At 55.9% G+C, this 25,207-nt stretch carries 23 protein-coding genes and 1 pseudogene; 15 read left to right on the top strand and 9 right to left on the bottom strand.

Features of this window, described 5'->3' with window-relative positions; translation table 11 throughout:
* Positions 1 to 22 precede the first annotated feature (22 nt).
* From IAG03_RS14480 to IAG03_RS02090, 8 genes and pseudogenes are all read right to left on the bottom strand, one after another.
* Positions 23 to 535: a hypothetical protein gene (locus IAG03_RS14480; protein WP_430472426.1), complete on the bottom strand. Its 513-nt coding sequence runs from the start codon at positions 533 to 535 to the stop codon at positions 23 to 25.
* Positions 536 to 640: 105 nt separating this feature from the next.
* Positions 641 to 1,726, bottom strand: coding sequence for a MobQ family relaxase (gene mobQ / locus IAG03_RS14485; RefSeq protein WP_430472427.1), 1,086 nt, complete (start codon positions 1,724 to 1,726; stop codon positions 641 to 643).
* A gap of 586 nt (positions 1,727 to 2,312) precedes the next feature.
* A complete protein-coding gene (locus IAG03_RS02065) occupies positions 2,313 to 3,053 on the bottom strand; it encodes a DUF6017 domain-containing protein (protein WP_346726090.1) in 741 nt (246 codons plus the stop codon).
* Positions 3,054 to 3,228: 175 nt separating this feature from the next.
* Positions 3,229 to 3,540, bottom strand: a pseudogene (locus tag IAG03_RS14490) (DUF5720 family protein); the annotation flags it as partial.
* Between the two features lie 485 nt (positions 3,541 to 4,025).
* Positions 4,026 to 4,184 carry a hypothetical protein gene (locus tag IAG03_RS02075; protein ID WP_249318042.1) on the bottom strand — a complete coding sequence of 53 codons (159 nt, stop codon included), beginning with the start codon at positions 4,182 to 4,184 and terminating at the stop codon, positions 4,026 to 4,028.
* 17 nt (positions 4,185 to 4,201) lie between these two features.
* Complete coding sequence (locus tag IAG03_RS02080; RefSeq protein ID WP_249318043.1) at positions 4,202 to 5,263, bottom strand: NAD(P)-dependent alcohol dehydrogenase; 1,062 nt, start codon at positions 5,261 to 5,263, stop codon at positions 4,202 to 4,204.
* Positions 5,264 to 5,499: 236 nt separating this feature from the next.
* The gene (locus IAG03_RS02085) at positions 5,500 to 5,658 is read right to left on the bottom strand and encodes a hypothetical protein (protein ID WP_249318045.1); all 159 of its coding nucleotides are present in this window, start codon (positions 5,656 to 5,658) and stop codon (positions 5,500 to 5,502) included.
* 328 nt (positions 5,659 to 5,986) lie between these two features.
* On the bottom strand, positions 5,987 to 6,685 hold the full coding sequence (locus IAG03_RS02090) for an SGNH/GDSL hydrolase family protein (protein WP_249318046.1): 699 nt from the start codon (positions 6,683 to 6,685) through the stop codon (positions 5,987 to 5,989).
* 195 nt (positions 6,686 to 6,880) lie between these two features.
* On the opposite strand from IAG03_RS02090, the gene IAG03_RS02095 reads away from it, so the two are divergent.
* From IAG03_RS02095 to IAG03_RS02125, 7 genes are all read left to right on the top strand, one after another.
* Complete coding sequence (locus IAG03_RS02095; protein ID WP_249318047.1) at positions 6,881 to 7,420, top strand: DUF1836 domain-containing protein; 540 nt, start codon at positions 6,881 to 6,883, stop codon at positions 7,418 to 7,420.
* Positions 7,421 to 7,531: 111 nt separating this feature from the next.
* On the top strand, positions 7,532 to 8,074 hold the full coding sequence (locus IAG03_RS02100; RefSeq protein WP_249318151.1) for a chromate transporter: 543 nt from the start codon (positions 7,532 to 7,534) through the stop codon (positions 8,072 to 8,074).
* Complete coding sequence (locus tag IAG03_RS02105; protein ID WP_249318049.1) at positions 8,071 to 8,649, top strand: chromate transporter; 579 nt, start codon at positions 8,071 to 8,073, stop codon at positions 8,647 to 8,649. The genes IAG03_RS02100 and IAG03_RS02105 overlap by 4 nt, the downstream gene beginning before the upstream one ends.
* A 155-nt stretch (positions 8,650 to 8,804) precedes the next feature.
* Positions 8,805 to 9,812 (top strand): aldose 1-epimerase family protein, encoded by a 1,008-nt coding sequence (locus tag IAG03_RS02110; RefSeq protein ID WP_249318050.1) that lies wholly within the window; start codon positions 8,805 to 8,807, stop codon positions 9,810 to 9,812.
* Positions 9,813 to 10,587: 775 nt separating this feature from the next.
* Positions 10,588 to 12,840 carry a hydratase gene (locus tag IAG03_RS02115; protein ID WP_430472428.1) on the top strand — a complete coding sequence of 751 codons (2,253 nt, stop codon included), beginning with the start codon at positions 10,588 to 10,590 and terminating at the stop codon, positions 12,838 to 12,840.
* A gap of 22 nt (positions 12,841 to 12,862) precedes the next feature.
* The gene (locus tag IAG03_RS02120) at positions 12,863 to 14,074 is read left to right on the top strand and encodes an NADP-dependent isocitrate dehydrogenase (protein ID WP_249318053.1); all 1,212 of its coding nucleotides are present in this window, start codon (positions 12,863 to 12,865) and stop codon (positions 14,072 to 14,074) included.
* A gap of 289 nt (positions 14,075 to 14,363) precedes the next feature.
* Positions 14,364 to 15,383 carry an energy-coupling factor ABC transporter permease gene (locus IAG03_RS02125; RefSeq protein ID WP_249318055.1) on the top strand — a complete coding sequence of 340 codons (1,020 nt, stop codon included), beginning with the start codon at positions 14,364 to 14,366 and terminating at the stop codon, positions 15,381 to 15,383.
* A 579-nt stretch (positions 15,384 to 15,962) separates the two neighbouring features.
* On the opposite strand, the gene IAG03_RS02130 is transcribed toward IAG03_RS02125, so the two are convergent.
* A complete protein-coding gene (locus IAG03_RS02130; RefSeq protein ID WP_249318056.1) occupies positions 15,963 to 16,589 on the bottom strand; it encodes a TetR/AcrR family transcriptional regulator in 627 nt (208 codons plus the stop codon).
* Between the two features lie 159 nt (positions 16,590 to 16,748).
* On the opposite strand from IAG03_RS02130, the gene cbiQ reads away from it, so the two are divergent.
* The 8 genes from cbiQ (at position 16,749) to IAG03_RS02170 (ending at position 25,121) form a co-directional block, all read left to right on the top strand.
* Positions 16,749 to 17,552 (top strand): cobalt ECF transporter T component CbiQ, encoded by an 804-nt coding sequence (gene cbiQ / locus IAG03_RS02135; RefSeq protein ID WP_249318058.1) that lies wholly within the window; start codon positions 16,749 to 16,751, stop codon positions 17,550 to 17,552.
* 11 nt (positions 17,553 to 17,563) lie between these two features.
* Entirely contained in the window at positions 17,564 to 18,295 is a 732-nt protein-coding gene (locus tag IAG03_RS02140) for an energy-coupling factor ABC transporter ATP-binding protein (protein WP_249318059.1), read from the top strand.
* Positions 18,292 to 19,050, top strand: a complete 759-nt coding sequence (gene larE / locus IAG03_RS02145) for an ATP-dependent sacrificial sulfur transferase LarE (protein ID WP_249318060.1) — start codon at positions 18,292 to 18,294, stop codon at positions 19,048 to 19,050. The genes IAG03_RS02140 and larE overlap by 4 nt, the downstream gene beginning before the upstream one ends.
* Complete coding sequence (larB, locus tag IAG03_RS02150; RefSeq protein ID WP_249318061.1) at positions 19,043 to 19,807, top strand: nickel pincer cofactor biosynthesis protein LarB; 765 nt, start codon at positions 19,043 to 19,045, stop codon at positions 19,805 to 19,807. Before larE ends, larB begins: the two co-directional genes overlap by 8 nt.
* A gap of 10 nt (positions 19,808 to 19,817) precedes the next feature.
* Positions 19,818 to 21,155: a nickel pincer cofactor biosynthesis protein LarC gene (larC, locus tag IAG03_RS02155; RefSeq protein WP_249318063.1), complete on the top strand. Its 1,338-nt coding sequence runs from the start codon at positions 19,818 to 19,820 to the stop codon at positions 21,153 to 21,155.
* A 218-nt stretch (positions 21,156 to 21,373) separates the two neighbouring features.
* Complete coding sequence (locus IAG03_RS02160) at positions 21,374 to 23,797, top strand: glycoside hydrolase family 3 C-terminal domain-containing protein (RefSeq protein WP_249318065.1); 2,424 nt, start codon at positions 21,374 to 21,376, stop codon at positions 23,795 to 23,797.
* Positions 23,775 to 24,428, top strand: a complete 654-nt coding sequence (locus IAG03_RS02165; protein WP_249318067.1) for an HAD hydrolase-like protein — start codon at positions 23,775 to 23,777, stop codon at positions 24,426 to 24,428. The genes IAG03_RS02160 and IAG03_RS02165 overlap by 23 nt, the downstream gene beginning before the upstream one ends.
* Positions 24,429 to 24,506: 78 nt before the next feature.
* The gene (locus tag IAG03_RS02170) at positions 24,507 to 25,121 is read left to right on the top strand and encodes a hypothetical protein (RefSeq protein WP_249318069.1); all 615 of its coding nucleotides are present in this window, start codon (positions 24,507 to 24,509) and stop codon (positions 25,119 to 25,121) included.
* Positions 25,122 to 25,207 lie beyond the last annotated feature (86 nt).

A 25,207-nucleotide genomic window follows, 5' to 3' on the forward strand; every position in this document is an offset into this window, starting at 1 on the left:
TACTACTACTTTTGCACTATCATTAACGTTCGATCTTGCATCGATCCGTTTTAAGGTGAGACCTTTTAAGTTGCTCCGTACTCCTTCGCCGCATGATCATCTGCCGCGCCTGCCGTTCTTCTTCTGCATCCTCTCCAAGCAGACGAGACGCTTTCTGCTTGGCGCTGAGCAGCATAATAAGAGATGGCCTCTCATGTATGGCATCCTCCAACTGCTGTTCTGCTGCCTTTTCCTGCGTAGGACGGATGGCCTGCCGTGCTTTGTACAGCTCCATCGGGTCAAAATCCGCAGCCCGCTCTTTCAGCTCTGCGTATTCAGCCAATGCCTTATTCAGTTCGGAAGAAAATTTTTGCTCCCGTGCCTCCAGCTTTTTCAAGCCAGTTTCCATAGTGGCAATATCCTTGCGGAACGTCTCCGCGCCTGCATCCTCTGCATACTCAAATCTTTGCAAAAGAAGCGCCTTTTCGGAACGCAGCTTCTCCAATTCTTCCGTCAGCTCGGCAATGCGGACAGCCAGCGCCTTGTGTCGCTTCACGCGATATACTGGCAATTCCTTTTTCTCAGCAATCAGTGCTTTGCGCTCCTTGCTCTTTTCCTTGATCTGCTGTACCAGACCGGTGCAACGCTCCAGCTCCGGTTTTCATACGGCAAGAGATTTTTGAATATGCGCTTTGCCGCTGCGAATATGAGAGAGCTGATAACAGAAAATCAGCACACGGCTGCGCAGTTTCTCCAGTCCCTCCGCAATAGCGGGAACAGTACGGGCGACCAGTGCGGCCAGCTTCTTGATTTCTGCTTTTAGTTCCCGCAGCAGTGCATTGTCTGCCTTGATCTGCCGGTTTAGTTCGCAGCGGTCGGAGATGATTCCCTTGCGTTCCAACGTCTGTGCTGCCACACCCTCGTGGATGGTAGGAATCTCGTCAATACCCCGCGCGGCGTTGCTGCGGTGGTCAATGCGCTCCTCCCGCCCGGCGCGTTCCAGATAACGGTTGGACACGTCAGCCCATGTTGCCCGCCATGTCAAAAGCTGTTCTTCACTGTTCCAGCGTTCGGAGATGGGATTCTGTCTGCCGTACCGGGTGCTTTTGGGATGCTTGTCAGCCCGGACAAGCTCCTGCGCCTCGGCAGCAGACGGCGTCATATACACCTTCTTTTTGCCAACCTTGTAGGGATATTGCTTCTCCCAGCCATCGGCCTGCGCTGTCTTGAACTCGGCAGCGGTGAAGCCGCGTTCCTCGCCGTTTTTCATACAGAGGTATTCTTTCTCGGTCTTGTACTGCCACTTGCCTCGTTCATCCAGCGGGCGCACCGTCAGCAGAATGTGGGCATGAGGATTGTGACCATCGGTGTCATGGATGGCAGCATCAGCACACATCCCGTCTGATACGAACTGCTCCCGGATAAATTCTTGCAGCAACTCGATCTGTTCTTTACGGCTCAGCTCTATGGGCAGGGCAACGACAAATTCCCGTGCCAACCGGCTGTCCTTGGCTGTCTCAACTTCTTCCACGGCGTTCCATAGCTGCTCCCGGTTTTTCCATTCAGGCGGTGCCATTGCGGGGAGGAAAACTTCCTGCCAGACGAGTCCCTGTTTTTTCGTATAGTCGTGCTGTATCCCGTCGTAATCATTGTAGAGACGGGAACAGCTCAAATAAGCGGAGGCGACCACAGCGGAGCGCCCTGCACCCCGGCTGACCACCTTCGTTTCCAGATGGTAAATCGCCATGTCTTATTCACCTCGTTCTTTCTTTTTTCTGTTTCTTTTTCGTAAAAGAGAAAATGGACGGGCAGGATGCCCGTCCATTTCTGCGGCAAAGCTGCCGGTGGCAGGTTTGCGCAGGCGGTTGGAAAAATAGCGTCGGTTGAAGCGACGGTATTTGCCCAATCGCGTAGACGATGACAGCAGCACTCGCAGGTGCTGTGGCATTGTCTGTCGCTTTCCGCAGAAAGCGACATCCCCCTCGCAGAGCGCACGATGCCGCAAGGCATACCACCGCCGCAAAAGGGCTCCCACAAAGTCGTTGACTTTGTGGGAAAAGGAGGCACAACGGAATGGATGAGACCTGCCGCTTGCGGCGGGGCGAAGGATATGGAGTTTGCGCCGACGCGGTGGTGAATAAGTGTGCCCCTTAGTATAAGTACACTAAGGGATACGGACAGCTTCGCTGTCAAAGATCTCCGGGCAACAGGCTCCCATCGACAAAAACCGGTCATGGAATTACACTTAAAATCAATGCAGGATTATGGACGGGTGCGCCCTTGGGACAGCGGATTTTTTTAAGCTGCATACCTGTTGTTGAGTCAGTCCATCCTTACTGGACATGGGAACTGTCCAGCTTCATAAACCGGGACTTTACCACCTCCGCCGGATAATCGTCTCCGGCAATGCGGATGACTTTGCGGGCAGAACACACAATATCCACGATCAGATCAACGATCTCGTCAAGCTGCTCACGGTCGATATGGCGGTCTTGCACCAGATAGCTGTACTCGATGTTATCCAAAATCACTTCACGATAACATTCTCTGGCTCCCATCCGATCTGTTCCCATCCTTGCCCCTGTGGGGGTAGGGGGATTTGATTGGATAGGATTTGATAGTTCAGTATTTGATAAATCAATCGTTGTTTGATTAGTATTTAATTGTGCGGGTTTTTCCGTACACGGTTCCGCCGTATCCGGGATACCCATATCCGGGTTTTCCGTATATGGCTTTGTCGTACCCGGTAAAGGCGTACATGGGCTTGACGGCGGCTCACACGGAGGCATTTCGTAAATGACATACTCGGTATCCGTGATCTTGCCTTTTTCATCTCGAAGCTGGGTGCGTCGGATATATCCGTGGGTTTCCAGCTCCTTCAAGGCCGCACCGATGCTGTCCACACTTTCCCGGCAGATCGCTGCAAGGCCTCTGGTGGTGTAATTCCACTCGTCAGGGAGCGACAGCATCATGGACAGCAGCCCTTTGGATTTCAGGGTCAGCGTCCGTTCTTTCAAGTGATGGTTCGACATGACCGTATAATCACGGGTCTTTTCAATACGAAAAACAGCCATCTTCGCACCTCCTTCCTGTGAAAATAAAAAAAGTGTTGATTTTGAGCGTTTTATCCCTCTGTATGCCTCCATAGTCTCCCGTATGGAAAAACATCCACGCCCTGTTCACAACGCAAGCCACAGAGGAAGAAACAGAAGATATTCCGCTGATTTTGATACAGTTTTCAGTCGGATATCTCTCACGATCTTTATGGTCATAGTGGAGATCACCGGAAAGCACCTTCGCATGGTTGCGGATTTTGATGTGCCCCTTTTCCTGATTTTCCAAAGCCTTGCTGTATCCGGAATCCGTCAGGAACAGACGCATTTTCTCACCCTTCCAGCCAACAGGCGAGTCATGGGGAAGAACATCAAAGACGATCATGTGCCTGGTCGCCGGGTCGAACCGCTCCAAAGCCATAATGTCATGGCCGGATAACTTCTGTGCCCCGGATCGCTGCCGGGCTTCTGCCAGCATTTCCCCGATGGTGTGGGCTTTCTCCGGCAGATGGTATTCGGTCTGCACCTTGCGGATCAAATCCATGCACTCCTGCTCTGACAGGGGACGGAGCTTGTCCAGAAGGCTTTCCGCTGTTTCTTTCGTTGCCGAGTTCGGCGCATAGCGCCAAGTCATGTAAATCTTATTCAGGGCGGCGTTCTGATTGGTACTTTCAATCTGAAACACCATCCTCATTTCTGCTTCTGTCAGTTTCATTGCCAGCCTCCTTTACCAGCCTCCTTTATAGGTATAAAAAACGCCATAGGTTTTCAATGCCTATGGCGGTGTGGGTATAGGAAAAGGGCACTGATATTTGCATATCAACGCCCTTTGAGCCTGTCAGTATTTGATTGTTTCGACTTCGCACCGTGTTTGCACTATGAAAAACATTGATTTTACTGACTTCTACAATGTTTTCTTATCTGGTGCTACCATTCTGCCGCTGGCTTTTTTGCGGCTTCCAAAGCCAAAGGCTCTTTTCGGTCAGCAGAAAATTACGGCGCAGAGGGCTTTTCCAGCTGTGCGACGAAATCGCGCAGCTGCTGCTCTGTCGTGAGGGAAACACCGCTCTGGATAATGGACTCCTGCAGGAACTTCGGCAGGGTAGCGAAATACTCCTGCATTTTTTCCGAAAAATTGCTGGGATAGGCCATGGGATGCGTCTCCTTTCTCAGTTGTCAATCAGGACAACCGGCTTAATCAGGTCGGCGGGCTTTTCTTTCATCAGCATTAGCGCTTTCTCGATTTTCTCAAATCCGTGGAATACGTGTGTGATCAGCGGAGCGGTGTCCAATCGTCCGGTTTCCATCAGCGCGGCGAGTTTTTCCATGCGCAGGCGTCCGCCGGGCATCAGACCGCCCGCAAGGGTTTTGTGGCCCATGCCGCAGCCCCATTCCGCCCTGGGGATGGAGATGGATTCCCCTTCGCCGAGATAGTTGACGTTGCCGATGATCCCTCCGGGCCGAATGGCTTTTACCGCGGCGGCAAACGTTTCGTTGCCGCCGCCGGCGACGATAACCCGGTCGACGCCGCGGCCGCCGGTCAGCTGCAAAGTCTGCTCACAGATCGGGCCGTCCTTATAGTTGATGATGTCCGTTGCGCCGTACGCTTTGGCAGCGGAAACGCATGCCGGGCGCGATCCGACCGCCAGAATGCGGGCAGCGCCGCGCAGCGCGGCACCGGCAACGGCCATCAGGCCGACCGGCCCGATCCCGATAACGAGCACCGTGTCGCCAAACTGGATGTCGGCCAGTTCCGCGCCGTGGAATCCGGTGGGAACCATATCGCTGAGCATACACGCGGCGGCCGGGTCGAGCCGGTCCGGAAGACGGGCAAGATTGCCGTCGGCGTCATTTACGTGAAAGACTTCCCCGAAAACGCCGTCTTTAAAATTCGAAAATTTCCATCCGGCCAGCATGCCGCCGGAATGCATCGCGTAGCCGCCCTGCGATTCCAGCGCGTTCCAGTCCGGCGTAATGGCCGGCACAATCACGCGGTCGCCTTTTCGAAAATCCTTCACCAGCGCGCCGGTTTCGACGACTTCGCCGACCGCTTCGTGTCCCAAAATCATGTCATGGCGCTCTCCGAGCGCACCTTCCCATACGGTGTGGATGTCCGAGGTGCACGGCGCGATGGCAATCGGGCGAACCAGCGCGTCGAGCGGCCCGATGGCAGGCGGTGCTTTTTCAATCCATCCGGCCTTTCCGATTCCCAGCATTGCAAACCCTTTCATTTGTGGTTCCTCCTTTAAAATGGCAATGTTATGCTTGTTTTTTCCAAAAAGGAACCGGTTCATACATGGTGCGCCGGATAAAATGGGATGTCAGCCGAAAATCGGACAGCCTTATTGCCGGTTCAGCCGGTGCGAACGGCGCGTTCCCGGTACGACACGGTCATGCTTCGGTGTGCCGGAGCGGCGCATAAAAAGGCGGAAGGCAGCTGCCATGTCCTTCCGCGTGCGATTTGGGATTATGCATGCTGTTCCAGGAGAAGCGGATCCTCCTCGATGTAGAGCAGTTCCGCAGTTTGCTGGCACTGGATGAGCTGCTGCTTGACTGCTTCCAGCTCGCGGATTGCGTCCGTTACCGTGTTGAACAGATGAGAATATCCTTTTGTGATGGCTTCCATTTTTTAATTGCCTCCTTTTTTGTTGGGGTGCTGTTTGCTTCCCGTACTCCTACTATAGCGGATTCGGACGAAAAATTTTGTCGAAACGGGAGAGATTGCCCAGCGTTTTGGAGGAACCACGGAAAACGCAAGATATTGTCGGCCTTTTGGGCGTTTTTCGGTCAATTCGGGAATATCTTGGGGAGAACATCTTCTCAAAACCGCCCTATAAAGAGAAAAAAATTTAAAAATTTTTCCGCATCAAAAAGCCCGCCGAATTTTCGGCGGGCTTTTGTCCGGATTTCTGCCGTTCGCATCCGTCCGGGCGATTCAGGGGCGCATGGACGGGTTAGCGCTCCAGCAGCGGACGCAGCCGGGTGGCGTAGTCCGAATGGATGGTGTGATAGATGAGATCGTGCCCCTTCTGGTTCGGGTGAATGCCGTCCTCACACAGCAGCGCGCTGTAATTGCGGTCCAGCAGGAATGCACTGCGGATATCGACCATGGGCACCTGCTCTTTGAGCGCCAGACGGCAGACCGTCATATTGTAAAGCTCATGATAGCGGTAGATACGATGGACGTCGCCGAGCCAGCGCAGAATGTTGTCGGCATTCAGGCCTTGGGAAATCCAGTGAAAGTAGCGGACAGGCTCGATGGGGGGCAGCGAAAGCAGAACCGGCCGCCCGCCTTTCTTGCGAATTTCTTCAAATATATTGATATAGCGCTGCTCAAATTCTTTCAGCGGCGTTTTCGGAAGGTGCACGCCGTCCGGGTCGGCAGAAATTTCTGCCCAGTTAAAATCGCAGTCATTGCCGCCGAATTCCAGAATCACGCAGTCATAGCCGCAAAGTTCCTCCGCGTGCCGGCGGATCAGCTCCTGACCTTTGGAGATGGTGCATCCGAATTTGGAATAGTTGGTGACCGGGACGCTGGTTGTACTGCAAAACAGATTGGCAAAGCTGTCCTTCAGGGACTGATATTTCCTGCGGGCTGCGTCAAACACAACACCCTTGCTGACGGAATCTCCGAAAATACAGATCGAAGGCATGCTCCCACTTCCTTTGTTATTTATTATTAATGCATTAATGTAGTTTTAAATATTATATTACGTGGTTTTTACAATGTCAATATGTTGTTGACAATTTTTAGCGCTCTTTTTATAATGAAAATAGAAAAAGCCTACGGTGGTCCGGCTTTCGGATTGTCTGGCTGCTTTTTGATTGAATGTTGGAGGGACAATAGGATGCAGGAATTGGATCAGCTAAAGGAAGCGCTTTGCAAGCAGCGCCCGGTCGACTGGGAAGAGCTGCCGGATCTGGATCTCTATATGGATCAGGTGATTACGTATATGCCGCGTCAGCAAATTGTTCCCGGTGCAGACGATCAGCTGACATCATCCATGATTAACAATTATATCAAGGAAGGCCTGCTCAAAAGAACCAAGGGCAAGAAGTATTCCCGCGAGCACCTGGCGTATCTGACGGCGATTTGTATGCTCAAACGGGTGCTTTCCGTGAAGGATACGAATCTTTTGCTCAAGCGGGAAATCGGGGACGGCGCAATCGAGGCGTTTTATGAGAAATATCTCGATGTGCTCGATGCTTCCGTCAAAACAGCAGCCGGACAGCTGCCGGAAATGCCCGATGCAGAGGCGCTTTCCGACGCGGCGCTGCGGTTTGCCGTGGCGAGTTATGCCAACAAGCTGGCCTGTGAGCGGATTCTGGATTTGCTCCGGGCGGAAACGGAAGAGTCGGCGCCTGCCAAATCCGGAAAAGAAAAATGAGTGCGGCGCAGAGCCTTTGACGGCGGTCAGCTTTTACGCTTTTACACTTAAAAACAGGAGGGTGCGCCCGGCGCGTTTTGCGCTTGACGATTCAGAAACGAGGGGATCATGTTGCTGGAGTTATGGGATTTGTTTTGGACGTTTGCAAAAATCGGGGTGATGACCTTTGGCGGCGGCATTGCGATGCTGCCGATTTTGCAGCGGGAAATTGTGGAAAAACGAAATTGGGCAACCGAAGACGAGCTGATGGACTACTACGCGATCGGGCAGTGTACGCCCGGCATTATAGCCGTCAACACGGCAACCTTTATCGGGAATAAACAAAAAGGTGTGTTTGGCGGCATTTTTGCGACCTTTGGCGTGGTGTTTCCGTCCCTGGTGATTATTACGGCGATTGCGGCGTTTCTGCGGAATTTTGCGGATCTGGAGGTCGTGCAGAACGCATTTGCCGGAATTCGCGCCTGCGTGTGCGTGCTGGTGCTCAATGCGGTGATCAAATTGTGGAAAAAATCGGTGGTGGATAAGCCCACGCTGCTGATTTTCTGTGCGGTCTTTCTCGGTTCGCTGCTGACGGCCTGGACGCCGGTGATTTTTGTTGCGCTGGCGGCAGCCGCCGGAATTCTGGTGCATCTGATCGGAGGGAAGCGCGCATGATTTATCTTCGGCTTTTCTGGGAATTTTTCCAGGCAGGACTCTTTGCGATTGGCGGCGGCATGGCGACGCTGCCGTTCCTTTATGATATTTCCGACCGCACCGGCTGGTATACGCACGCGCAGCTTGCGGATATGATTGCCGTTTCAGAATCGACGCCCGGCCCGGTCGGCGTCAATATGGCGACCTATGTCGGGTTTACTTCGGGCGGCGTGCTCGGTGCAGGGATTGCAACGCTGGGGCTGGTGGCGCCTTCGATCATTGTCATTTTGATGATTGCCGGCTTTTTAAAGGCGTTTCGGGAAAACCGCTTTGTCAACAGCGCGTTTTACGGGCTGCGTCCGGCGTCCGTGGGACTCATCGCCGCCGCTGTCGTGCCGATTTTCCAGATTTCTATTTTGAATTTGGAGACGTTTTCGATCACGCACGAGATTTTGCAGCTTTTCCAGTGGCCTTATTTGCTGCTTGCCGTTCTGGTGTTTTTCCTGATGCGGAAATTTTCCAAAATTCACCCGATTGTGTTTATCGGGGCTTCTGCTGTGGCGGGAATTGTTTTCGGCTTGACCGGCCTTTCCTGAGCGTTTCCGACAGAAAAGAATTGACGCGCGCGGGTTGGCGTGTTAGGATAGGATTATCACCAGGAAAACGATTTTCTTGCAAAAAAAAACAGGCGCTGTCATGCGCGGATTTTGCAAGGAGAATTTCCAAAAATCAGGAAAAGAGGAGCTTTAGAATGCAGGCGTTTGAATTTCAGAAATACCGTCCGTATATCGGACACACAGACCAGCTGTTTTTCCTGCGGGAGGTGATCGGAACGCAGGGCCGGGCAAACGGCATGCGTATGATCGAAGCGGATAACGGAGCCGGACTGCAGTTTACCATCTTGCCGGACCGGTGCCTCGATCTCTATCAGGTGAAATTTATGGGCCGGAACCTCAACTATATTGCGCCGGTCGGCATGTCCGCACCGAGCCATTTTGACGAGGATCGGTTCCTCAAGAACTTTTTCGCAGGCTTTTTGAGCACCTGCGGGCTTTCGAACATCGGCCTGCCCAGCGAGGATGAAGGAGAAACGTTCGAGCAGCACGGCACGGTGGGCAATATTCCGGCCGAAGAGGTCAGCGCGCGCGTGGAATTTGAAAACGGCACGCCGGTTCTGAAGATTTCCGGCCTTGTGCGGCAGGCGTCGCTCTACAGCACCAAGCTGCTTTTGCGCCGGGAGTATACCTGCGTGTATGGCTCCAATGAGCTGCGCTTTACGGATACCATCGTCAATGAGGATTACAAGGCTGTGCCGTATATGCTGCTGTATCATATGAATATGGGATTCCCGCTGTTGAGCGAGCACGCCAAACTGCTGCTGCCCAGCCGCAAGCAGACGCCGCGCACCGCGCATGCGGCAACGGCGCTGGAGCGCTGGAGTGAAGTGCTTCCGCCGCAGGAAACCTTTGAAGAGATGTGCTATTATCACGAGATGGAAAAAGACGCGGACGGCAAGGTGACCTATGGGGTTGAAAATCCGGAAATCGGAACCCGCCTGGAAATCACCTATGACGGCAACCTGCTGGATCATTTTGTACAGTGGAAGATGTACGGACGCGGGGAGTATGTCACCGGGCTGGAGCCTGCGAACGCCTCCATCGAAGGGCGGCATGCAGCGCGGGAAGACGGCAGTCTGAAACTCCTTCCGGCGGGGGGAAACGTCGCCGTGCCGTTTGTGATCCGCCTGTCGACGCTGTAAGCGCGATTTTTGGGCGACGCGTTCGCGCGCATGCGTTGCGTCGGGTCCGCAAGACCTGGAGAGCGCAGCGCGCCGTCTTTGCACCGGAGATTCCGGTCGGTTCGTTTTCGAAATTTTTGCACGAAAACCCGCCGATTCCCACATGCGTAATCCGATTGGAGTTTGCCAACCGGAAACTGCCGGGCGCTGCGGATGCATCCGGGCGGACAGCCGCCATCGCGCCAGAAAAAAACACCCAAAGGCTGCCGGCTTCTTCGAGCCGGCGGCCTTTTTGCAGCTTTTTTGCGCCTCGTTTTCGGTCTGCTCCTTTAAAAAACGGTTGCGGAAAAGCCGGTTGCGCTGCGGCGCGGCGTTCTTTCTGCACGCGGATCGGGCTGCCGGTCTTACTGCCGGAGAGCCGGTACAGCGTCTGCTTAGCAAGGGGTTCCGCGCCGAGCACGCTTTCCGAATCCGCTGCGGCACCGTTTCCTGTAAAAGACGCAGGAGCCATTTGCCGCGGGGCAAAGACCATTGTCTCGAAAACGATCGGTGCAAATGACAGATCGTCCGGGTTTTGCAAGGACTTCTCCGCCGGATGTCGGTTCCGGCTTCGCCGTTTTTGCGGCGGTTCGGCAGAAAATGTGTTTGTTTTGCACAAAATCCATGGGAATCCGAAAAAAGGCTTTGCTTTTTCTGGATTTGCTTTTCGGCCTGATTTACGGTATACTATATGATATCAAAATGATATCAAAGAATGCAAAAAAACGGCGAAGCCGCTGAAGGAGGCTGCTTATTGATGGAACTGATACAGCAGGGAGTCTATTGGGTAGACGGCAAGCTGGTACCCGCGCAGGGAGCCGGCCTTTCCGCACCGGATGAGGCGCGGGAAAAGACGATTGCCTATTCTGTGCTGCGTGCCCATGACCGCTCGAAGGACAAAAAGAAAATGCGCATCAAATTCGACGCGCTGATCTCGCATGATATTACGTATGTCGGCATCATCCAGACCGCACGTGCAAGCGGGCTTCGGCAATTTCCGGTTCCGTATGCCATGACAAACTGCCACAACAGCCTCTGCGCAGTCGGCGGAACCATTAACGAAGATGACCACGCGTTCGGCCTTTCTGCAGCCAAAAAATACGGCGGAATCTATGTCCCGGCCAATCAGGCGGTGATTCACCAGTACGCACGCGAAGCGCTGGCTTTTTGCGGCGGTATGATCCTCGGCTCCGACAGCCACACGCGCTACGGCTGCTACGGCACGATGGGCGTCGGGGAGGGCGGACCGGAGCTTGTCAAGCAATTGCTCTCCAATACCTATGACGTGGACGCGCCGGAGGTGATCGCCGTCTATCTCGAGGGCGCACCGCGCCACGGCATCGGCCCGCACGACGTGGCGATTGCCCTGTGCGGCGCCGTGTTCCAAAATGGGTTTGTGAAAAACAAGGTGCTCGAATTTGTCGGACCGGGGGTTGCGAACCTCTCGATGGATTTCCGTATCGGCATCGACGTCATGACCACAGAAACCACCTGCCTGAGCTCCATTTGGGAGACAGACGAAACCGTGCGCGATTACTACCGCGAGGTGGGACGTCCGGACGCATACCGTGCGCTTTCGCCGGAAAACGGCGCATATTACGACGGCGCGGTGAAGATCGATCTCTCCAAAATCGAGAGCATGATTGCGCTGCCGTTCCATCCCTCCAATGCGTATACGATCCACGAGTTGCTGGAACACCCGCAGGAAATTCTGCACACGGTCGAAGAAGCGTGCGAAAAGAATTTCGGCGGCAAAGTCCATCTCAATCTGACCGAAAAAATCGTCGGCGGCAAGGTGATGGCGGATCAGGGCGTCATCGTCGGATGTTCCGGCGGCATGTATGAAAACCTCGTGGAGGCGGCCGCGATTCTGGACGGCGGCTCCATCGGAAACGGTTATTTCGACCTCTCGATCTATCCGTCCTCTTCGCCGATCGCGATGGCGATTACAAAGGACGGCACGGCAGCCAAGCTGATGGAAGCAGGCGCGGTAATAAAGCCGGCGTTCTGCGGCCCTTGCTTCGGCGCAGGCGACACGCCGGCGCACGGCGGGCTCTCCATCCGCCACGCAACGCGCAACTTCCCGAACCGCGAGGGCTCCAAGCCCGGACAGGGTCAGATCTCCGGCGTTGCCCTGATGGATGCACGCTCCATTGCGGCGACTGCGGCAAACGGCGGCGCGCTGACGGCGGCGACCGATCTCGACTATACGGTGCCAAAGATGCACTACCACTACGACGGCAGCATCTACGAAAAACGCTGCTACTACGGGTTCGGAAAGGCGGATCCTTCGGCAGAGCTGAAACTCGGGCCGAACATCACCGACTGGCCGAAAATGTACGCACTTGAGGACAATCTGCTGCTTAAGCTTGCGGCGGTCATTCAGGATGACGTCACGACGACGGACGAGTTGATTCCCTCCGGCGAGACGTCCTCTTACCGTTCGAATCCTTTAAAACTTTCGGAATTTGCGCTTTCGCGCCGGGTACCGGAGTATGTCGGACGCAGCAAGGCGGTGCGTGCGCTGGAGACAGAGCGCCGCGCGGGCAATATTCCGCAGGAAATGCTCGATGCGCTCGCTAAGGTAGGCGCGGCGGAGCTTGCCGGCAAAACGGCCTACGGTTCCTGCGTGTTCGCCAAAAAGCCCGGAGACGGTTCTGCAAGAGAGCAGGCGGCTTCCTGCCAGAAAGTTCTGGGCGGCTACGCCAACATCTGCTATGAATTTGCGACGAAGCGGTACCGTTCCAACTGTATCAACTGGGGCATCCTGCCCTTTACGATTGAGAAAGACACGCCGTTCCCCTATGCACCCGGCGACTTTGTCTTTGTACCCGGCATCCGCGAAGCAATCCGCGACGGCAGGGAGACCATTCCGGCCAAGGTTATTGCTGCGGACGGTGTTCACGACATCACCCTCTATGTCAAGGGCCTGACCGAGGACGAAAAGACGATCATCCTCGAAGGCTGCCTGATGAACTACTACGCGGCGGGACACGGCGCGGAAAAATAAAGAAGCAGGAGGAAAACCGGTTATGAAACCCATTCAAATGACAACCCCGCTGGTGGAGATGGACGGAGACGAGATGACCCGGATTCTCTGGAAGATGATCAAAGAGGAACTCATCCTTCCGTTTGTCGACCTGAAGAGTGAATATTACGACCTGGGTCTTCCGGAGCGCGACCGCACCGACGACCAGGTTACGGTGGACGCGGCCAATGCCTGCAGAAAATACGGCGTCGGCGTTAAGTGCGCGACCATCACGCCGAATGTGCAGCGCATGAGCGAATACCACCTGAAAAAAATGTGGAAAAGCCCGAACGGCACCATCCGCAGCATGCTCGACGGAACCGTTTTCCGTGCGCCGATCATCATCGACAGCATCAAGCCGGTCGTCAAGACCTGGAAAAAACCGATTACCATCGCGCGTCACGCCTATGGCGACGTGTACAAGGCGGTGGATATCCGCACCGATGAGCCGGGAACGGCGGAACTGGTGTTCACCGGCAAGAGCGGCAAGGTGATCCGCGAGACGATCCAGGAAATGGACGGCCCGGGCGTTTTGCAGGGCATGCACAATCTGGACGGATCAATCCGTTCGTTTGCACACGCCTGCTTCCAGTATGCGATCGATACGAAGCAGGATGTCTGGTTCAGCACAAAAGATACCATTGCCAAAAAGTACGACGGGCTGTTTAAGGAAATTTTCGCCGAAGTCTTTACGGAATATCAGGCGCGGTTCGAGGAGCTCGGCATTACCTACTTCTACACGCTGATCGACGACGCCGTTGCGCGCGTGATCCGTTCGGAAGGCGGTTACATCTGGGCCTGCAAAAACTATGACGGCGACGTTATGAGCGACATGGTTTCGACGGCATTCGGCAGCCTGGCAATGATGACATCCGTGCTGGTCAGCCCGGACGGCATCTATGAGTACGAAGCGGCGCACGGCACGGTGACCCGCCACTACTACAAATATCTCGAAGGCGAAGAGACCTCGACAAACCCGATGGCGACGATTTTCGCGTGGAGCGGCGCGATGAAAAAGCGCGGAGAACTCGACGGACTTCCGGAACTCGTCAAATTCGGCGAGGAACTCGAGAACGCCAGCCTTGAAACGCTGCAGGACGGCATCATGACGAAGGATCTTGTTGGACTTGCAGAAGGCGTAAAGGCGCAGAGCGTCAATTCCGCACAGTTTATTGCGGCGATCCGCGAACGTCTTGCCAGACGGCTCGGCGCGTAAATTTTGCTTGACAGAATCCGGCGCAGACGGTATACTATGAGAAGAATTGCGTCATGAAGGCGCCGGTTATCTCCAGTTTTTGATTATTTTGTACAGAAATTGCCATGAAGGCATGCAGCACCGCAGAAGCGGGGCCATGTTTTTATGGCTTTTTTTATGCTTTAGCGCCTTTTCGGTGCGGAACGCCGCCAAACGGAACCTCCGGAAGCCGCTTGGCGGATGCAGGTTTTATCCGGATTTCCCGGAAAATTTCAACCCCCTCATAAAAAAACAAAAGGAGTGAACCCCTATGCATATGGCAGACGCCTTACTTTCGCCAGCAGTAGGCGGCGTAATGTGTGCAGTCAGCGCCGGCGCGGTTGCGGTTGCGGCGGCAAAAATCAAAAAAGACCATCTCGATGAAAAGAAAATCCCGATGATGGGCGTGATGGGCGCGTTCGTATTTGCGGCGCAGATGATCAATTTTACGATTCCGGGAACCGGATCGAGCGGCCACATCGGCGGCGGAATTCTCCTGGCGTCGATTTTGGGAGAATTTCCCGGCCTGCTTGCCATCACGGCGGTTTTGCTGATTCAGGCGCTCTTTTTTGCGGACGGCGGACTGTTGGCGCTTGGATGCAATGTGTTTAACATGGGCGTTGTGATGTGCTTGTTGGCGTATCCGCTGCTGTTTAAACCGATTGTCCGCAAGGGCTTTACGAAAAAACGGATTTTTGCAGCATCGATTGTATCGGTCGTTGTCGGGCTGCAGGCGGGTGCGTTCTGCGTGGTGTTGGAGACGCTTGCCTCCGGCGTTACGGAGCTGCCGTTCGGTGCATTTGTCGCGCTGATGCAGCCGATCCATTTGGCAATCGGCGCCGTTGAGGGCGTGATTACCGGCGCAGTGCTCTGCTTTGTCTATCAGATGCGTCCGGAAATTCTCGAGAGCGCTAACGACGGAACCGCGATTGGAAAGTCTGTTTCGATGAAGCGCGTGCTGCTCTCGTTTGCGGTTTTGGCCGTTTTGATCGGCGGCGGGCTTTCACTCGCAGCGTCTTCCAATCCGGATGGGCTGGAATGGTCCATTGCAGGCGTGACCGGCGGCACAGAATTGGAAGCCGAAGGCGGCGTGTACGACGCTGCGGCGGAGCTGCAGCAATCCGTTGCCATTTTGCCGGATTATGATTACCGGAATGCCGGAGAAGACGGCTCCGCAACGGGAACCACGGTTTCCGGACTGGTGGGCGGCGCGATGGTTTTGGCGGTTTCAGGCATTGCCGGCGCGGCGATCTATTGGGTCAAACGGCGCAAAAAGCAGGGCGTTTCCTGAGCCGGCGCGCGGAATCATTTTGAAGCCATCCGGATGCTTTCGGACAGTGACGGATAAGAAAATCCTGAAAAATCCAAGCGGTTGTCCGTTTGCGCGAATTGCGATTCGAACGGGCCTGCAGCGTCAAATGCTGGCCGAAAGGCCGCCGGAGACGGCTGTTTAACCCCCAAATTTTCACAGAAAAAAAGGGACGCGGGGCAAAAGCCCGCGTCCTTCCCGCGTTTTTTTAAAGCTGTTTCTGCACGAAAAGCCGGCTGTTTCGAATAGCGAAAAGGCCGGGAAGCAGCCTGCGCGAGGTGTTGCGAAAGCGCAAGGCTCTGTATGTGCGGGAACGTGCATGCGCTTTTATCACCCGCGCGGTGACCGCCGGACAAACAGGACGGATTGCTGCTTCATGGAGATTTTCTGAACAGTCCAGCCGTACGGTTCGAGATTCTTTTTTTCGGTTAAAAAAGAATGGTTCAGCGCGACACCTGCAAGTTCGGCGATTTCTTCAAAGAAAAGCTGCAGCTGATCCGCGTCCTGCGCGGCAAGATAGGTCCATAGATGCTGATAGTTTGCCGCTTGAAAGGCTCCTTCCTAAGCGGTTTCTTCCGGAATGAGTGCGCGGAATACGGCGTCGCGATCAAAAGCGTCCGCTGCAAAGCCGGGAATTTCTTTCAGCGCCTTGCAAAGGCTGGCGCTGAATCCGGTGAGGATTTTGGCGCAGGCCGCTTCGGAATACGGACAGCTGTTCGTGACGATCAGCGTTGCCAGACTGTGGACGACGAGCCACATATCCCGGAAGTATCGGTCTGCGGCAGCGTCGTCCAGATGATAGGTTTTTTTGAGCGAGCCGCGCACCAGCGCCTGCGTGCGGTGCATTTCGTCGATGGCGCCGTTCTGTGTGCCGCCGTCAAAAAACAGCAGCCGGTAGAGCGCCGGCTCTTCGCGCGCGAATCGGAGGTACTGCATGCCGACGCCCTGAAAGGGAATCCGTTCCTGCAGGCCTTTTTCAAGATATTGTTCATAACGCGCTTCTGCGGCAAGCCGAATTTCGGCCCAGACCTCCTCCATTGTGTGAAAATAGGTGAAAATCGGGCGGGTCGAAACCTGGAGCTTTGCGGCGATTTCCCGCGTGGTGACGGCTTCCGGGCCTTTTTCCCGGACGATTTCCAGCGCGGCGCCGACAATTTCTTCTTTTGTGAATTTGGCTTTTGGCGGCATGGTTTTAAGATCCTTTCTCCAAGATCAGGCTGTATCTTGATTAGAACAATTTTTGGGTTATACAACAAACGATGCATAACATAAATTGAGTTTACCGGTCCTTTCGGCGTTTGTCAAGCGCAGAAAGCCGGCAATCCGTGAGAATGTCAGGGGGACACCATGAAACCGATCGGCGCAATCCAGTTTTCACAGATTCATACGCTCGAGCAGCTTGCGGACGGCAATACAGCGGTGCATTCGCTGCATCCGGCAGTCAAGCTGCTGTCGACGCTTGTTTATATCGGCGCGGTGGTTTCCTTCGGGCGGTATGATCTGGGCGGGCTTTTGCCGATGCTCATGTATCCGTTTTTGTTCATGGCGCTTTCAGAAACGCCCTACCGGCTTCTGCTGAAACGATTTTTGATCGCGCTGCCGTTTGCGGTGTTTGCAGGTGTTTCCAATGTGTTTCTCGACCGCACGCCGGTGCTTTCCCTGGGCGGAATCGCGGTCAGCGGCGGGGCCCTTTCGTTTTTGGTGCTGCTCCTCAAAACGTATCTGACCGTGATGGCAGTGCTTTTACTGGTTTCGACGACAACGCTCGCTTCGCTTTCGGCGCTGCTTTCCAGAATACGGGTTCCCGTCGTCTTTTTGATGCAGCTTTCGATGACCTACCGGTATCTGAGCGTGTTGCTGGAGGAGGCCGGCGCGATGATGACAGCGTATGCGCTGCGGCGCCGCAGCGGCAAGGGAATTTTGCTGCGCAATATGGGCAGTTTTGTCGGGCAGCTTCTGCTTCGGAGCTTTCAGCGCGCGGAACGGGTCTACTGTGCAATGAAGCTGCGCGGGTTTTCCGGCGCAGTAGTTTATACAAAACCGCAGAAATTTCGTCTGCGGGACGGCGTCGCGCTTTGTGCGGTGTGCGGCGGCGCTTTGCTGCTGCGGCTCTTTCCGGTTTCCGAGTGGTTCGGACAAATTGTGATATAGGAGGACGAACGATGATCCAGGCAGACCGGGTTTCTATGTCCTATCCCGATGGGACAAAAGCCCTGCGCAGGCTGTCCTTTTCGGTTCAAAAAGGGGAATCTGTCGCGCTGATCGGCGCAAACGGCGCGGGCAAGTCCTCGCTGCTGCTCGCAATGGTGGGCGTGCTTCCCATTACAGAGGGCTCGCTTGTGCTGGGGGGAATCCGTGTAGAAAAAAAGCAGCTCAAGGCCCTGCGGGAACGGGTATCCCTGCTCTTTCAGAATCCGGACGATCAGCTGTTTATGCCGACCGTTTTCGAGGATGTCGCCTTCGGCCCGCGGCAAATGGGCCTTCCGGAAGCGGAAGTACAGCGCCGGGTCGGGGAGACCCTGTCGCTTCTCGGTGCGGAAAAATTTGCAGATAAGGCGCCGTATCGGCTTTCCGGCGGAGAAAAGCGGACGGCGGCGCTGTGCAGCGTGCTTTCCATGCGGCCGGAGATCCTTTTGATGGATGAGCCGACCTCTTTCCTGGATCCGGGCGCGCGAAGGCGAATGATCCGGATGCTCGGCGCGCTTCCGGAAACCAAACTGATTGCAACGCACGATCTGGATTTTGCACTCGACCTCTGTACGAGGGTGCTTGTGCTGAAAGACGGCGAACTGGCCGCGGACGGTCCGGCGCCGGAAATTTTGCGGAATGAGCCGCTTCTTACCGCCTGCGGGCTGGAATTGCCGTTCCGTTTTCAGAAAGGAGAATTCGAATGAATCTCACGGAATATCTCAAAGGCTTTCCCAAGGCGGCGCTTGCGTTTTCCGGCGGCGTCGACTCCTCGTATCTGCTCTATGCCGCCAAACAGGCGGGGTGTGCGGTAACGCCGTATTATGTAAAAACGGCCTTCCAGCCGGAATTTGAATTTGAGGACGCCAAACGGATGGCGGGATTTCTGAAAATTCCGATGCGGGTCTTAACGCTGGATGTCCTTGCCTGTGCGCCGGTGGTTGCAAATCCGCCGGATCGCTGCTATTATTGTAAACAGGTAATCTTCGGGGAGATCCTCCGAGCGGCGCACGCCGATGGGCACACGGTGCTTTTTGACGGCAACAACGCCTCCGACGATGCGGGCGACCGTCCCGGCATGCGTGCGGCGAAGGAACTTCATGTACGCTCTCCGCTGCGGGAATGCGGACTCGGAAAGCCGGAAATCCGCCGTCTTTCCCGCGAGGCAGGACTCTTTACCGCCGAAAAGCCGGCCTATGCCTGTCTTGCGACCCGGATTCCGGCCGGAACGCCGATTGACGGCGAGACGCTCCAAAAGGTCGAGCGCGCGGAAGCCTTTTTGACGGACAAGGGCTTTTCGGATTTCCGGGTGCGGGTACTCGGAAACGCCGCCAAGCTTCAGCTCACAGAAAACGAGTTTGCAAAGCTGTTTGCAGACCGCGGGCAGATTTTAGATACCCTGCGCGCGTCATTTGCCGACGTACTGCTGGATCTCACACCAAGGGGGGAACACCATGGATAAACGGGAATTGCTGCAGCTGCTCCGCGCGGTGCAGAGCGGCGAAAAAACACCGGAAGACGCGCTGCTGCACCTCAAGCGCAGTCCGTTTGACGACCTCGGCTATGCGAAGGTCGACAACCACCGCGAGATCCGCCAAGGTGTGCCCGAGGTGATCTACGGACAGAACAAGACGCCGGAACAGATTTGCGGAATTGTCGCCAAAATGCGCGAAAACGGCATGCAGGATATCCTCATTACCCGGATGTCCCAGACCGCGGCGGAGATTCTCGGAAGCGAAGAGCCGACGCTTGAGTATCATCCGATTCCCAAAATCGGCGTCGTCCGGCGCAGTCCGGACCGGGTGCTGGTTGGGTCGATTGTGGTGGCTTCCGGCGGGACAAGCGACATGGCGGTCTGTGAGGAAGCGGCTTTAACGGCGGAGACCATGGGCAACCGGGTGTGCCGGCTTTATGATGTCGGTGTTGCGGGCTTGCACCGGCTGCTGGCCAATCTCGATAAGCTGATGCAGGCGCGGGTGGTCATTGCCGTGGCCGGCATGGAGGGCGCGCTGGCAAGCGTGCTCGGCGGACTGGTGGATTGCCCGGTCATTGCGGTGCCGACAAGTGTCGGCTACGGCGCGAACTTCGGCGGGCTTTCTGCGCTGCTTTCCATGCTCAATTCGTGCGCTTCCGGCGTAAGCGTCGTGAATATTGACAATGGCTTCGGCGCGGGATATCTTGCCAGCATGATCAACAAAATGGAAAGCATCAAAGAATAAGGAGAATCCTATGAAAACACTGTATCTCGAATGCAATATGGGCGCTGCGGGCGATATGCTCAATGCAGCGCTGCTCGGCGTCTGCCCGACACCGGAGCAGTATTTTGAAACAATGAATCACCTCGGCATCGAAGGCCTTCACATTTCCGCGGTTCCGTGCGAAAAATGCGGCATTGCGGGGCTGCAGATGGCGGTGGAAATCCACGGAGAGGAAGAAGAGCCGGACGATGTCCCGCTCGGCTGCGCCGCAGAGCACCGCCACGCGCCGGAACATCTCGAGGCACACGCGCATCCGCACAGCCACCACGATCACGACCATGATCATGACCACAGCCACGAGGCGCATGCCCACGATCACGGCCATCCGGAACACGCGGCGCATGCGCATACCCATGCGCATTTTACCGTGAAAGATATTGTTTCCCGGATTGAGGCGCTGCCTGTGCCGGAAGAAGTCCGGCGGGACGCCTGCGCGGTCTATGGAATCATCGCCAAGGCGGAGTCGGAGGCGCACGGCAAAGAGCTTGAAAGCGTCCACTTCCATGAAGTCGGCGCGATCGATGCCATTGCCGATGTGGTCGGTGCGTGTTTGCTGATGCATATGATCCGGCCGGACCGTGTTGTGGTGTCGCCGATTCATGTCGGAAGCGGGCAGGTCAAAACCGATCACGGCATTCTGCCGGTTCCTGTGCCTGCGGTTGTGAATATCTTAAAAGGTGTTCCGACCTATTGCGGAGAGATCCGCAAGGAACTATGTACGCCGACCGGCGCGGCGCTGCTCAAATATTTTGCGGATGAATTTGCCTATATGCCGCTGATGCAGACCGAAAAAATCGGGTACGGCATGGGGAAACGGGAGTTTGCGGTAGCCAACTGTCTGCGTGCCGTTTTGGGAACGGATGCTGCGCCGCAGGGCGGCCCAAACGGGACGGCAGTTGAGCTTTCGTGCAATCTGGACGATATGACGCCGGAGGCGATCGGCGCGGCGGAAGAACGCCTGTTTGCAGCCGGTGCGCTCGATGTGTTCACGACGCCGATTTCCATGAAGAAAAACCGGCCGGCCGTTTTGCTGACATGCCTTTGCAAAACGGCGGACGCCGACCGGTTTGCGGCGCTGCTTTTCAGAGAAACCGCGACGATCGGCGTTCGCCGGCGCGATTGCAGCCGCTATACGCTTGACCGCCGCCTGGAGCCGGTCACGACGCCGTACGGCGATGTGACGGTCAAATACGCAGAAGGCTATGGCGTCAAAAAGGCAAAGCCGGAGTACGAGGACGTTGTGCGCTGTGCAGAAGCTGCAGGCGTGCCGTTTGAAACCGTCTACCGGGAGACGCTTAAAAACCTGTAACCATGTTGCATTGCCAAGATACAGGGCGGATGCGCCGGGATTCCGGTGTGTCCGCTTCCTTTTGCAGAAATCTGAAAAATCCGCTATAATATAATGCATAATGCGATTGTGTGAATGAAATCCGAAAGAAATCGGCCGGGTGTTTTGCAATCGGCGGCGCAGTGTTTGCGTTTCGATTCAACGCCGGGCAGATCCAAACAGAAAGCAGGTGTGCAAAGATGCAAGCGCTGGAAAAGCTCTCGCTCAAAGAAAAAATCGCGCTGTGCTCCGGTGCGGACAACTGGAATACGAAAGCGTTCCCGAAAGCCGGGATTCCTTCGGTGTTCCTTTGCGACGGCCCGCATGGGCTGCGGATCGAGAATGTCCGCGCAGGCAGCGTGAACCTCAAGGACAGCGCGGAGGCGGTCTGCTTTCCGGCGGCGTGCCTGACGGCGTCGTCGTGGGATCCGGCGCTGCTGCGGACACTCGGGGCGGCCATTGCCGAAGAGATGGAAGCAGAGGGCGTCTCGGTGATTCTCGGGCCGGGGGTCAATATCAAACGCAATCCGCTCTGCGGCCGGAATTTTGAATATTTCAGCGAGGATCCGTACCTTGCCGGAACATTGGCGGCGGCGTGGATTCGCGGGGCGCAGTCCAAGGGCAAGGCCGCCTGCGTCAAGCATTTTGCGGCCAACAACCAGGAAGCGCTGCGCATGGCCAGCGACAGTATTGTCGATCTGCGCACCCTGCGGGAAATTTATCTTGCCGCCTTTGAGCTTGCGGTCAAAGCGGGAAAGCCCAAAACGGTGATGTGCTCCTACAACCGGATCAACGGGGTCTATTCAAGTGACAGCCGGTGGCTGCTGACGGAAATTCTGCGGGAAGAATGGGGCTTTTCGGGACTTGTGATGACCGATTGGGGCGCCATGAACGACCGCGCGGCGGCGTTTGACGCGGGGCTGGATCTGGAAATGCCCGGAAGCTGCGGGACCTTCGACCGCACGATGGAAGAGGCGGTTTGTGCGGGGGCGCTGCCGGAATCAGCAGTCGACCGGTGCGCCGGGCGGGTATTGGAACTGGCAGCCCGGTGTGCGTATCCGGAAAGCTGGCGTCCAAAGCCCTATGACCGCAAGGCGCACCATGCGCTTGCCGTGCGGGCGGCGCAGGAAAGCGCTGTGCTGCTCAAAAACGAGGGCGTACTGCCGCTGTCCAGAGAGAAAACCGTTGCGGTGATCGGCGCCTTTGCGGAAACGCCGCGCTATCAGGGCGCGGGATCTTCCTACATCAACACCACCGGCGTGGTGAGCGTGCTGGACGCGCTGCATACCCGCGGAATTTCCTACGCCTATTTTGCCGGTTATGCACCGGACGGCAGATTTGATCCCGATCTGTGTGCGGAGGCGGCACAGGGCGCTGCACAGTGCGACGCGGTCCTGCTTGCAGTGGGACTGCCGGAAGCGATGGAGGGCGAAGGCTTTGACCGGAAATCCATGGAAATGCCGCAGGGACACGTGCGCCTGATCGAAACAGTTGTAGAGAAAAACCCGAATACCGTCGTACTGCTGATGGGCGGCGCACCGGTGGAGATGCCCTGGGAACCGGAGGTTCGGAGCATCCTCAACCTGTATTTGGCCGGAGAAGGCGTGGGAGAGGCGGCGGTTTCACTGGTGTTCGGCGAGCAAACGCCTTCGGGTAAGCTTGCGGAAACCTATCCGATCCGCTACGCGGACGTTCCCTGCGGTGCGGACTACGGCAAAGACGTACACCAGGCAGTCTATGCCGAAGGGCTGTATGTCGGATACCGCTACTATGACACCGCACACCTTGCGGTGCGCTTTCCGTTTGGCCACGGACTTTCCTACACGCAGTTTGCTTACCGGGATCTGCATGTGTCGTTTACAGAGGGGCCAAACGGCCAGGTGTCGTTCTTTTTGAAAAATACCGGGACCTGGGACGGTGCGGAAATCGTGCAGCTTTATGTTGCGCCGGATTGCGGCGGCGCCTACCGTCCGGAAAAAGAGCTCCGCGGCTTTCGGAAGGTTTTTTTGAAGGCCGGAGAGGAGCAGGAGGTGTCCTTGCCGCTGACATTCCGTTCCTTTGCGTGCTTTGACGCGCAGGAAAACCGCTGGATTCTGGAGTCCGGAACCTACCGGATTCTCATCGGCGCTTCGAGCCGGGATATCCGTCTCCGGACAGCAGTTGTTCTGGAGGGAGAGACGCCGAAGCGGGAGACGCTGTCCGATTGGTACCGGCATCCGTCCGGCAGTCCGAGCCGAAAGGACTTTGAAACGCTCTACGGCAAGCCGGTTCCTGCGGATCCGCCGGCTCAAAAGGGGACGTATACGCTCCAGAATTCGTTTGCAGAACTGCAAAAGACGAGCCGATTGTGCCGGATAATCTACCGGCTTCTGGAGACGCTGGTGTCGAAGGCAAGCGGCCTTCGTGCCGACCGCAGAGATCCGAACTTCAGTATGATGATCGAGATGGCCGAGAACAGTCCGCTGCGCGTGATTTCGCTCATGCAGGCGCGCAGACTGCCGATGCACCTGACGGAAGGACTCATCTGCTTTGCGAACGGCCAGGTGTGGCGGGGAATCCGAAAAATGCTGGAAAGACGGCCGAAATCAGGAGGAGAAAACCATGTATCAGACCATTCTGTTTGATTTGGACGGTACGCTGACCGATCCGAAAGAGGGTATTACCAAATGTGTGCAGTGCGGCCTTCGCGCTGCAGAAATCGTGGTGGACGACCTTGATCAGCTGACTTGGTTTATCGGGCCGCCGCTGCTGTCATCTTTTCGAAAATATCCCGGTATGGACGAGACGCGGCTGCCGCTTGCCATGCAGGCTTTTGCGGAGCGGTTTCAGACAAAGGGGCTCTATGAAAACAGCCTCTATCCCGATACCGTGACGCTTTTGCGGGCGCTGCATGCTGCCGGAAAGCGCCTTGCGCTGGCAACCGCCAAGCCGGAACGGTACGGCGTGCGCATTTTGGAACATTTCGGAATTCGGCAGTATTTTGACGTTGTTTCCGGCTGCACCACCGACGACAAAGCTGTCGAGAAGGATGTCATCCTGCAGGAAGCGCTGCGCCGGCTCGGAATTTCCGAATCGGAAAAAGCAACCGCAGTGATGGTCGGCGACCGCGATAACGATATTCTGGCGGCAAAGGTGTGCGGAATTCCAAGCATCGGCGTGCGGTTCGGCTATGCGCAGCCCGGAGAGCTGGAGCGCGCCGGTGCAGATCACATTTTCGATACCATGGAAGCGCTGCAGGCGTTTCTTCTGCAATAAAATCATGCGCTTGACATACGGCGTCCGGATTCCCATATAGATAAAAAGGGGACTCCGGTTCCCGAAAGGGGGATGCCGATGCAGGCAGTTTATGATTTTTTCCGGGTGCTGGACGCTGCCGCTGCCCGCAGTGCGGATGCCGCCGCCGCGGCGTATCGGGGCGTTTTATCCGGTCGAACGGAAGAACGGGAGGCGGCGCTGCGGCTGCTTGCCGGGTACGAAACAGCTTGCCGGAACGCAGAACCGGCCTTTTTGGAGCATTTGCGCAAGCAGTTTTTGACGCCGGTAGACCGGATGGACCTTTGGGTTCTCTTCCGGTGCACGTCTGTGCTGACAGAAGCTGCCGGTGCGGCGCTTCGGACGCTCTGTATTTGCCGGGCGTTTCCGGTGCGGCACGAGGCAACGGCGCTGCTGGAAGCAATGCAGACGGCCTGTGCGTCGGCGCGGGACGCTGCGCAGTGTTTTGGAAGGCGCAGGCGGGAAGCGGAGTTCTGGAGATTCCGCGAAAAGAGCATGGCGGCGCTTGCTGCCGGCGAACGGTATGGCGCACAGTATTTGCAGGCGCTCTGTGCGTTTGGAGACCGGGAAGCGGCGCGCAATTATCCGGTTTATGGCGCGCTGCGCTGTGATCTGGAAGCGTGCGGGCAGTTTTTGGACCGGCTGACAGAGGCGGTTCTGCGAAATGCTTCCTGATAGAGGCTGTGAAAAAAATACACAAAAATTGATAAAAAAGTCCCTTTACAGACCCAAAAAGATTGGTTATAATGATGTCATGACAA

The sequence above is a fragment of the Yeguia hominis genome, from assembly GCF_014384705.1.
Taxonomy (GTDB): Bacteria; Bacillota; Clostridia; order Oscillospirales; family Acutalibacteraceae; genus Yeguia; species Yeguia hominis.

Coding starts and splice junctions, on each gene's coding strand:
- mobQ (WP_430472427.1), bottom strand. CDS start 1,726: ATGGCGATTTACCATCTGGAAACGAAGGTGGTCAGCCGGGGTGCAGGG.
- IAG03_RS02065 (WP_346726090.1), bottom strand. CDS start 3,053: ATGGCTGTTTTTCGTATTGAAAAGACCCGTGATTATACGGTCATGTCG.
- IAG03_RS02075 (WP_249318042.1), bottom strand. CDS start 4,184: ATGGCCTATCCCAGCAATTTTTCGGAAAAAATGCAGGAGTATTTCGCT.
- IAG03_RS02080 (WP_249318043.1), bottom strand. CDS start 5,263: ATGAAAGGGTTTGCAATGCTGGGAATCGGAAAGGCCGGATGGATTGAA.
- IAG03_RS02085 (WP_249318045.1), bottom strand. CDS start 5,658: ATGGAAGCCATCACAAAAGGATATTCTCATCTGTTCAACACGGTAACG.
- IAG03_RS02090 (WP_249318046.1), bottom strand. CDS start 6,685: ATGCCTTCGATCTGTATTTTCGGAGATTCCGTCAGCAAGGGTGTTGTG.
- IAG03_RS02095 (WP_249318047.1), top strand. CDS start 6,881: ATGCAGGAATTGGATCAGCTAAAGGAAGCGCTTTGCAAGCAGCGCCCG.
- IAG03_RS02105 (WP_249318049.1), top strand. CDS start 8,071: ATGATTTATCTTCGGCTTTTCTGGGAATTTTTCCAGGCAGGACTCTTT.
- IAG03_RS02110 (WP_249318050.1), top strand. CDS start 8,805: ATGCAGGCGTTTGAATTTCAGAAATACCGTCCGTATATCGGACACACA.
- IAG03_RS02115 (WP_430472428.1), top strand. CDS start 10,588: ATGGAACTGATACAGCAGGGAGTCTATTGGGTAGACGGCAAGCTGGTA.
- IAG03_RS02120 (WP_249318053.1), top strand. CDS start 12,863: ATGAAACCCATTCAAATGACAACCCCGCTGGTGGAGATGGACGGAGAC.
- IAG03_RS02125 (WP_249318055.1), top strand. CDS start 14,364: ATGCATATGGCAGACGCCTTACTTTCGCCAGCAGTAGGCGGCGTAATG.
- IAG03_RS02130 (WP_249318056.1), bottom strand. CDS start 16,589: ATGCCGCCAAAAGCCAAATTCACAAAAGAAGAAATTGTCGGCGCCGCG.
- cbiQ (WP_249318058.1), top strand. CDS start 16,749: ATGAAACCGATCGGCGCAATCCAGTTTTCACAGATTCATACGCTCGAG.
- IAG03_RS02140 (WP_249318059.1), top strand. CDS start 17,564: ATGATCCAGGCAGACCGGGTTTCTATGTCCTATCCCGATGGGACAAAA.
- larE (WP_249318060.1), top strand. CDS start 18,292: ATGAATCTCACGGAATATCTCAAAGGCTTTCCCAAGGCGGCGCTTGCG.
- larB (WP_249318061.1), top strand. CDS start 19,043: ATGGATAAACGGGAATTGCTGCAGCTGCTCCGCGCGGTGCAGAGCGGC.
- larC (WP_249318063.1), top strand. CDS start 19,818: ATGAAAACACTGTATCTCGAATGCAATATGGGCGCTGCGGGCGATATG.
- IAG03_RS02160 (WP_249318065.1), top strand. CDS start 21,374: ATGCAAGCGCTGGAAAAGCTCTCGCTCAAAGAAAAAATCGCGCTGTGC.
- IAG03_RS02165 (WP_249318067.1), top strand. CDS start 23,775: ATGTATCAGACCATTCTGTTTGATTTGGACGGTACGCTGACCGATCCG.
- IAG03_RS02170 (WP_249318069.1), top strand. CDS start 24,507: ATGCAGGCAGTTTATGATTTTTTCCGGGTGCTGGACGCTGCCGCTGCC.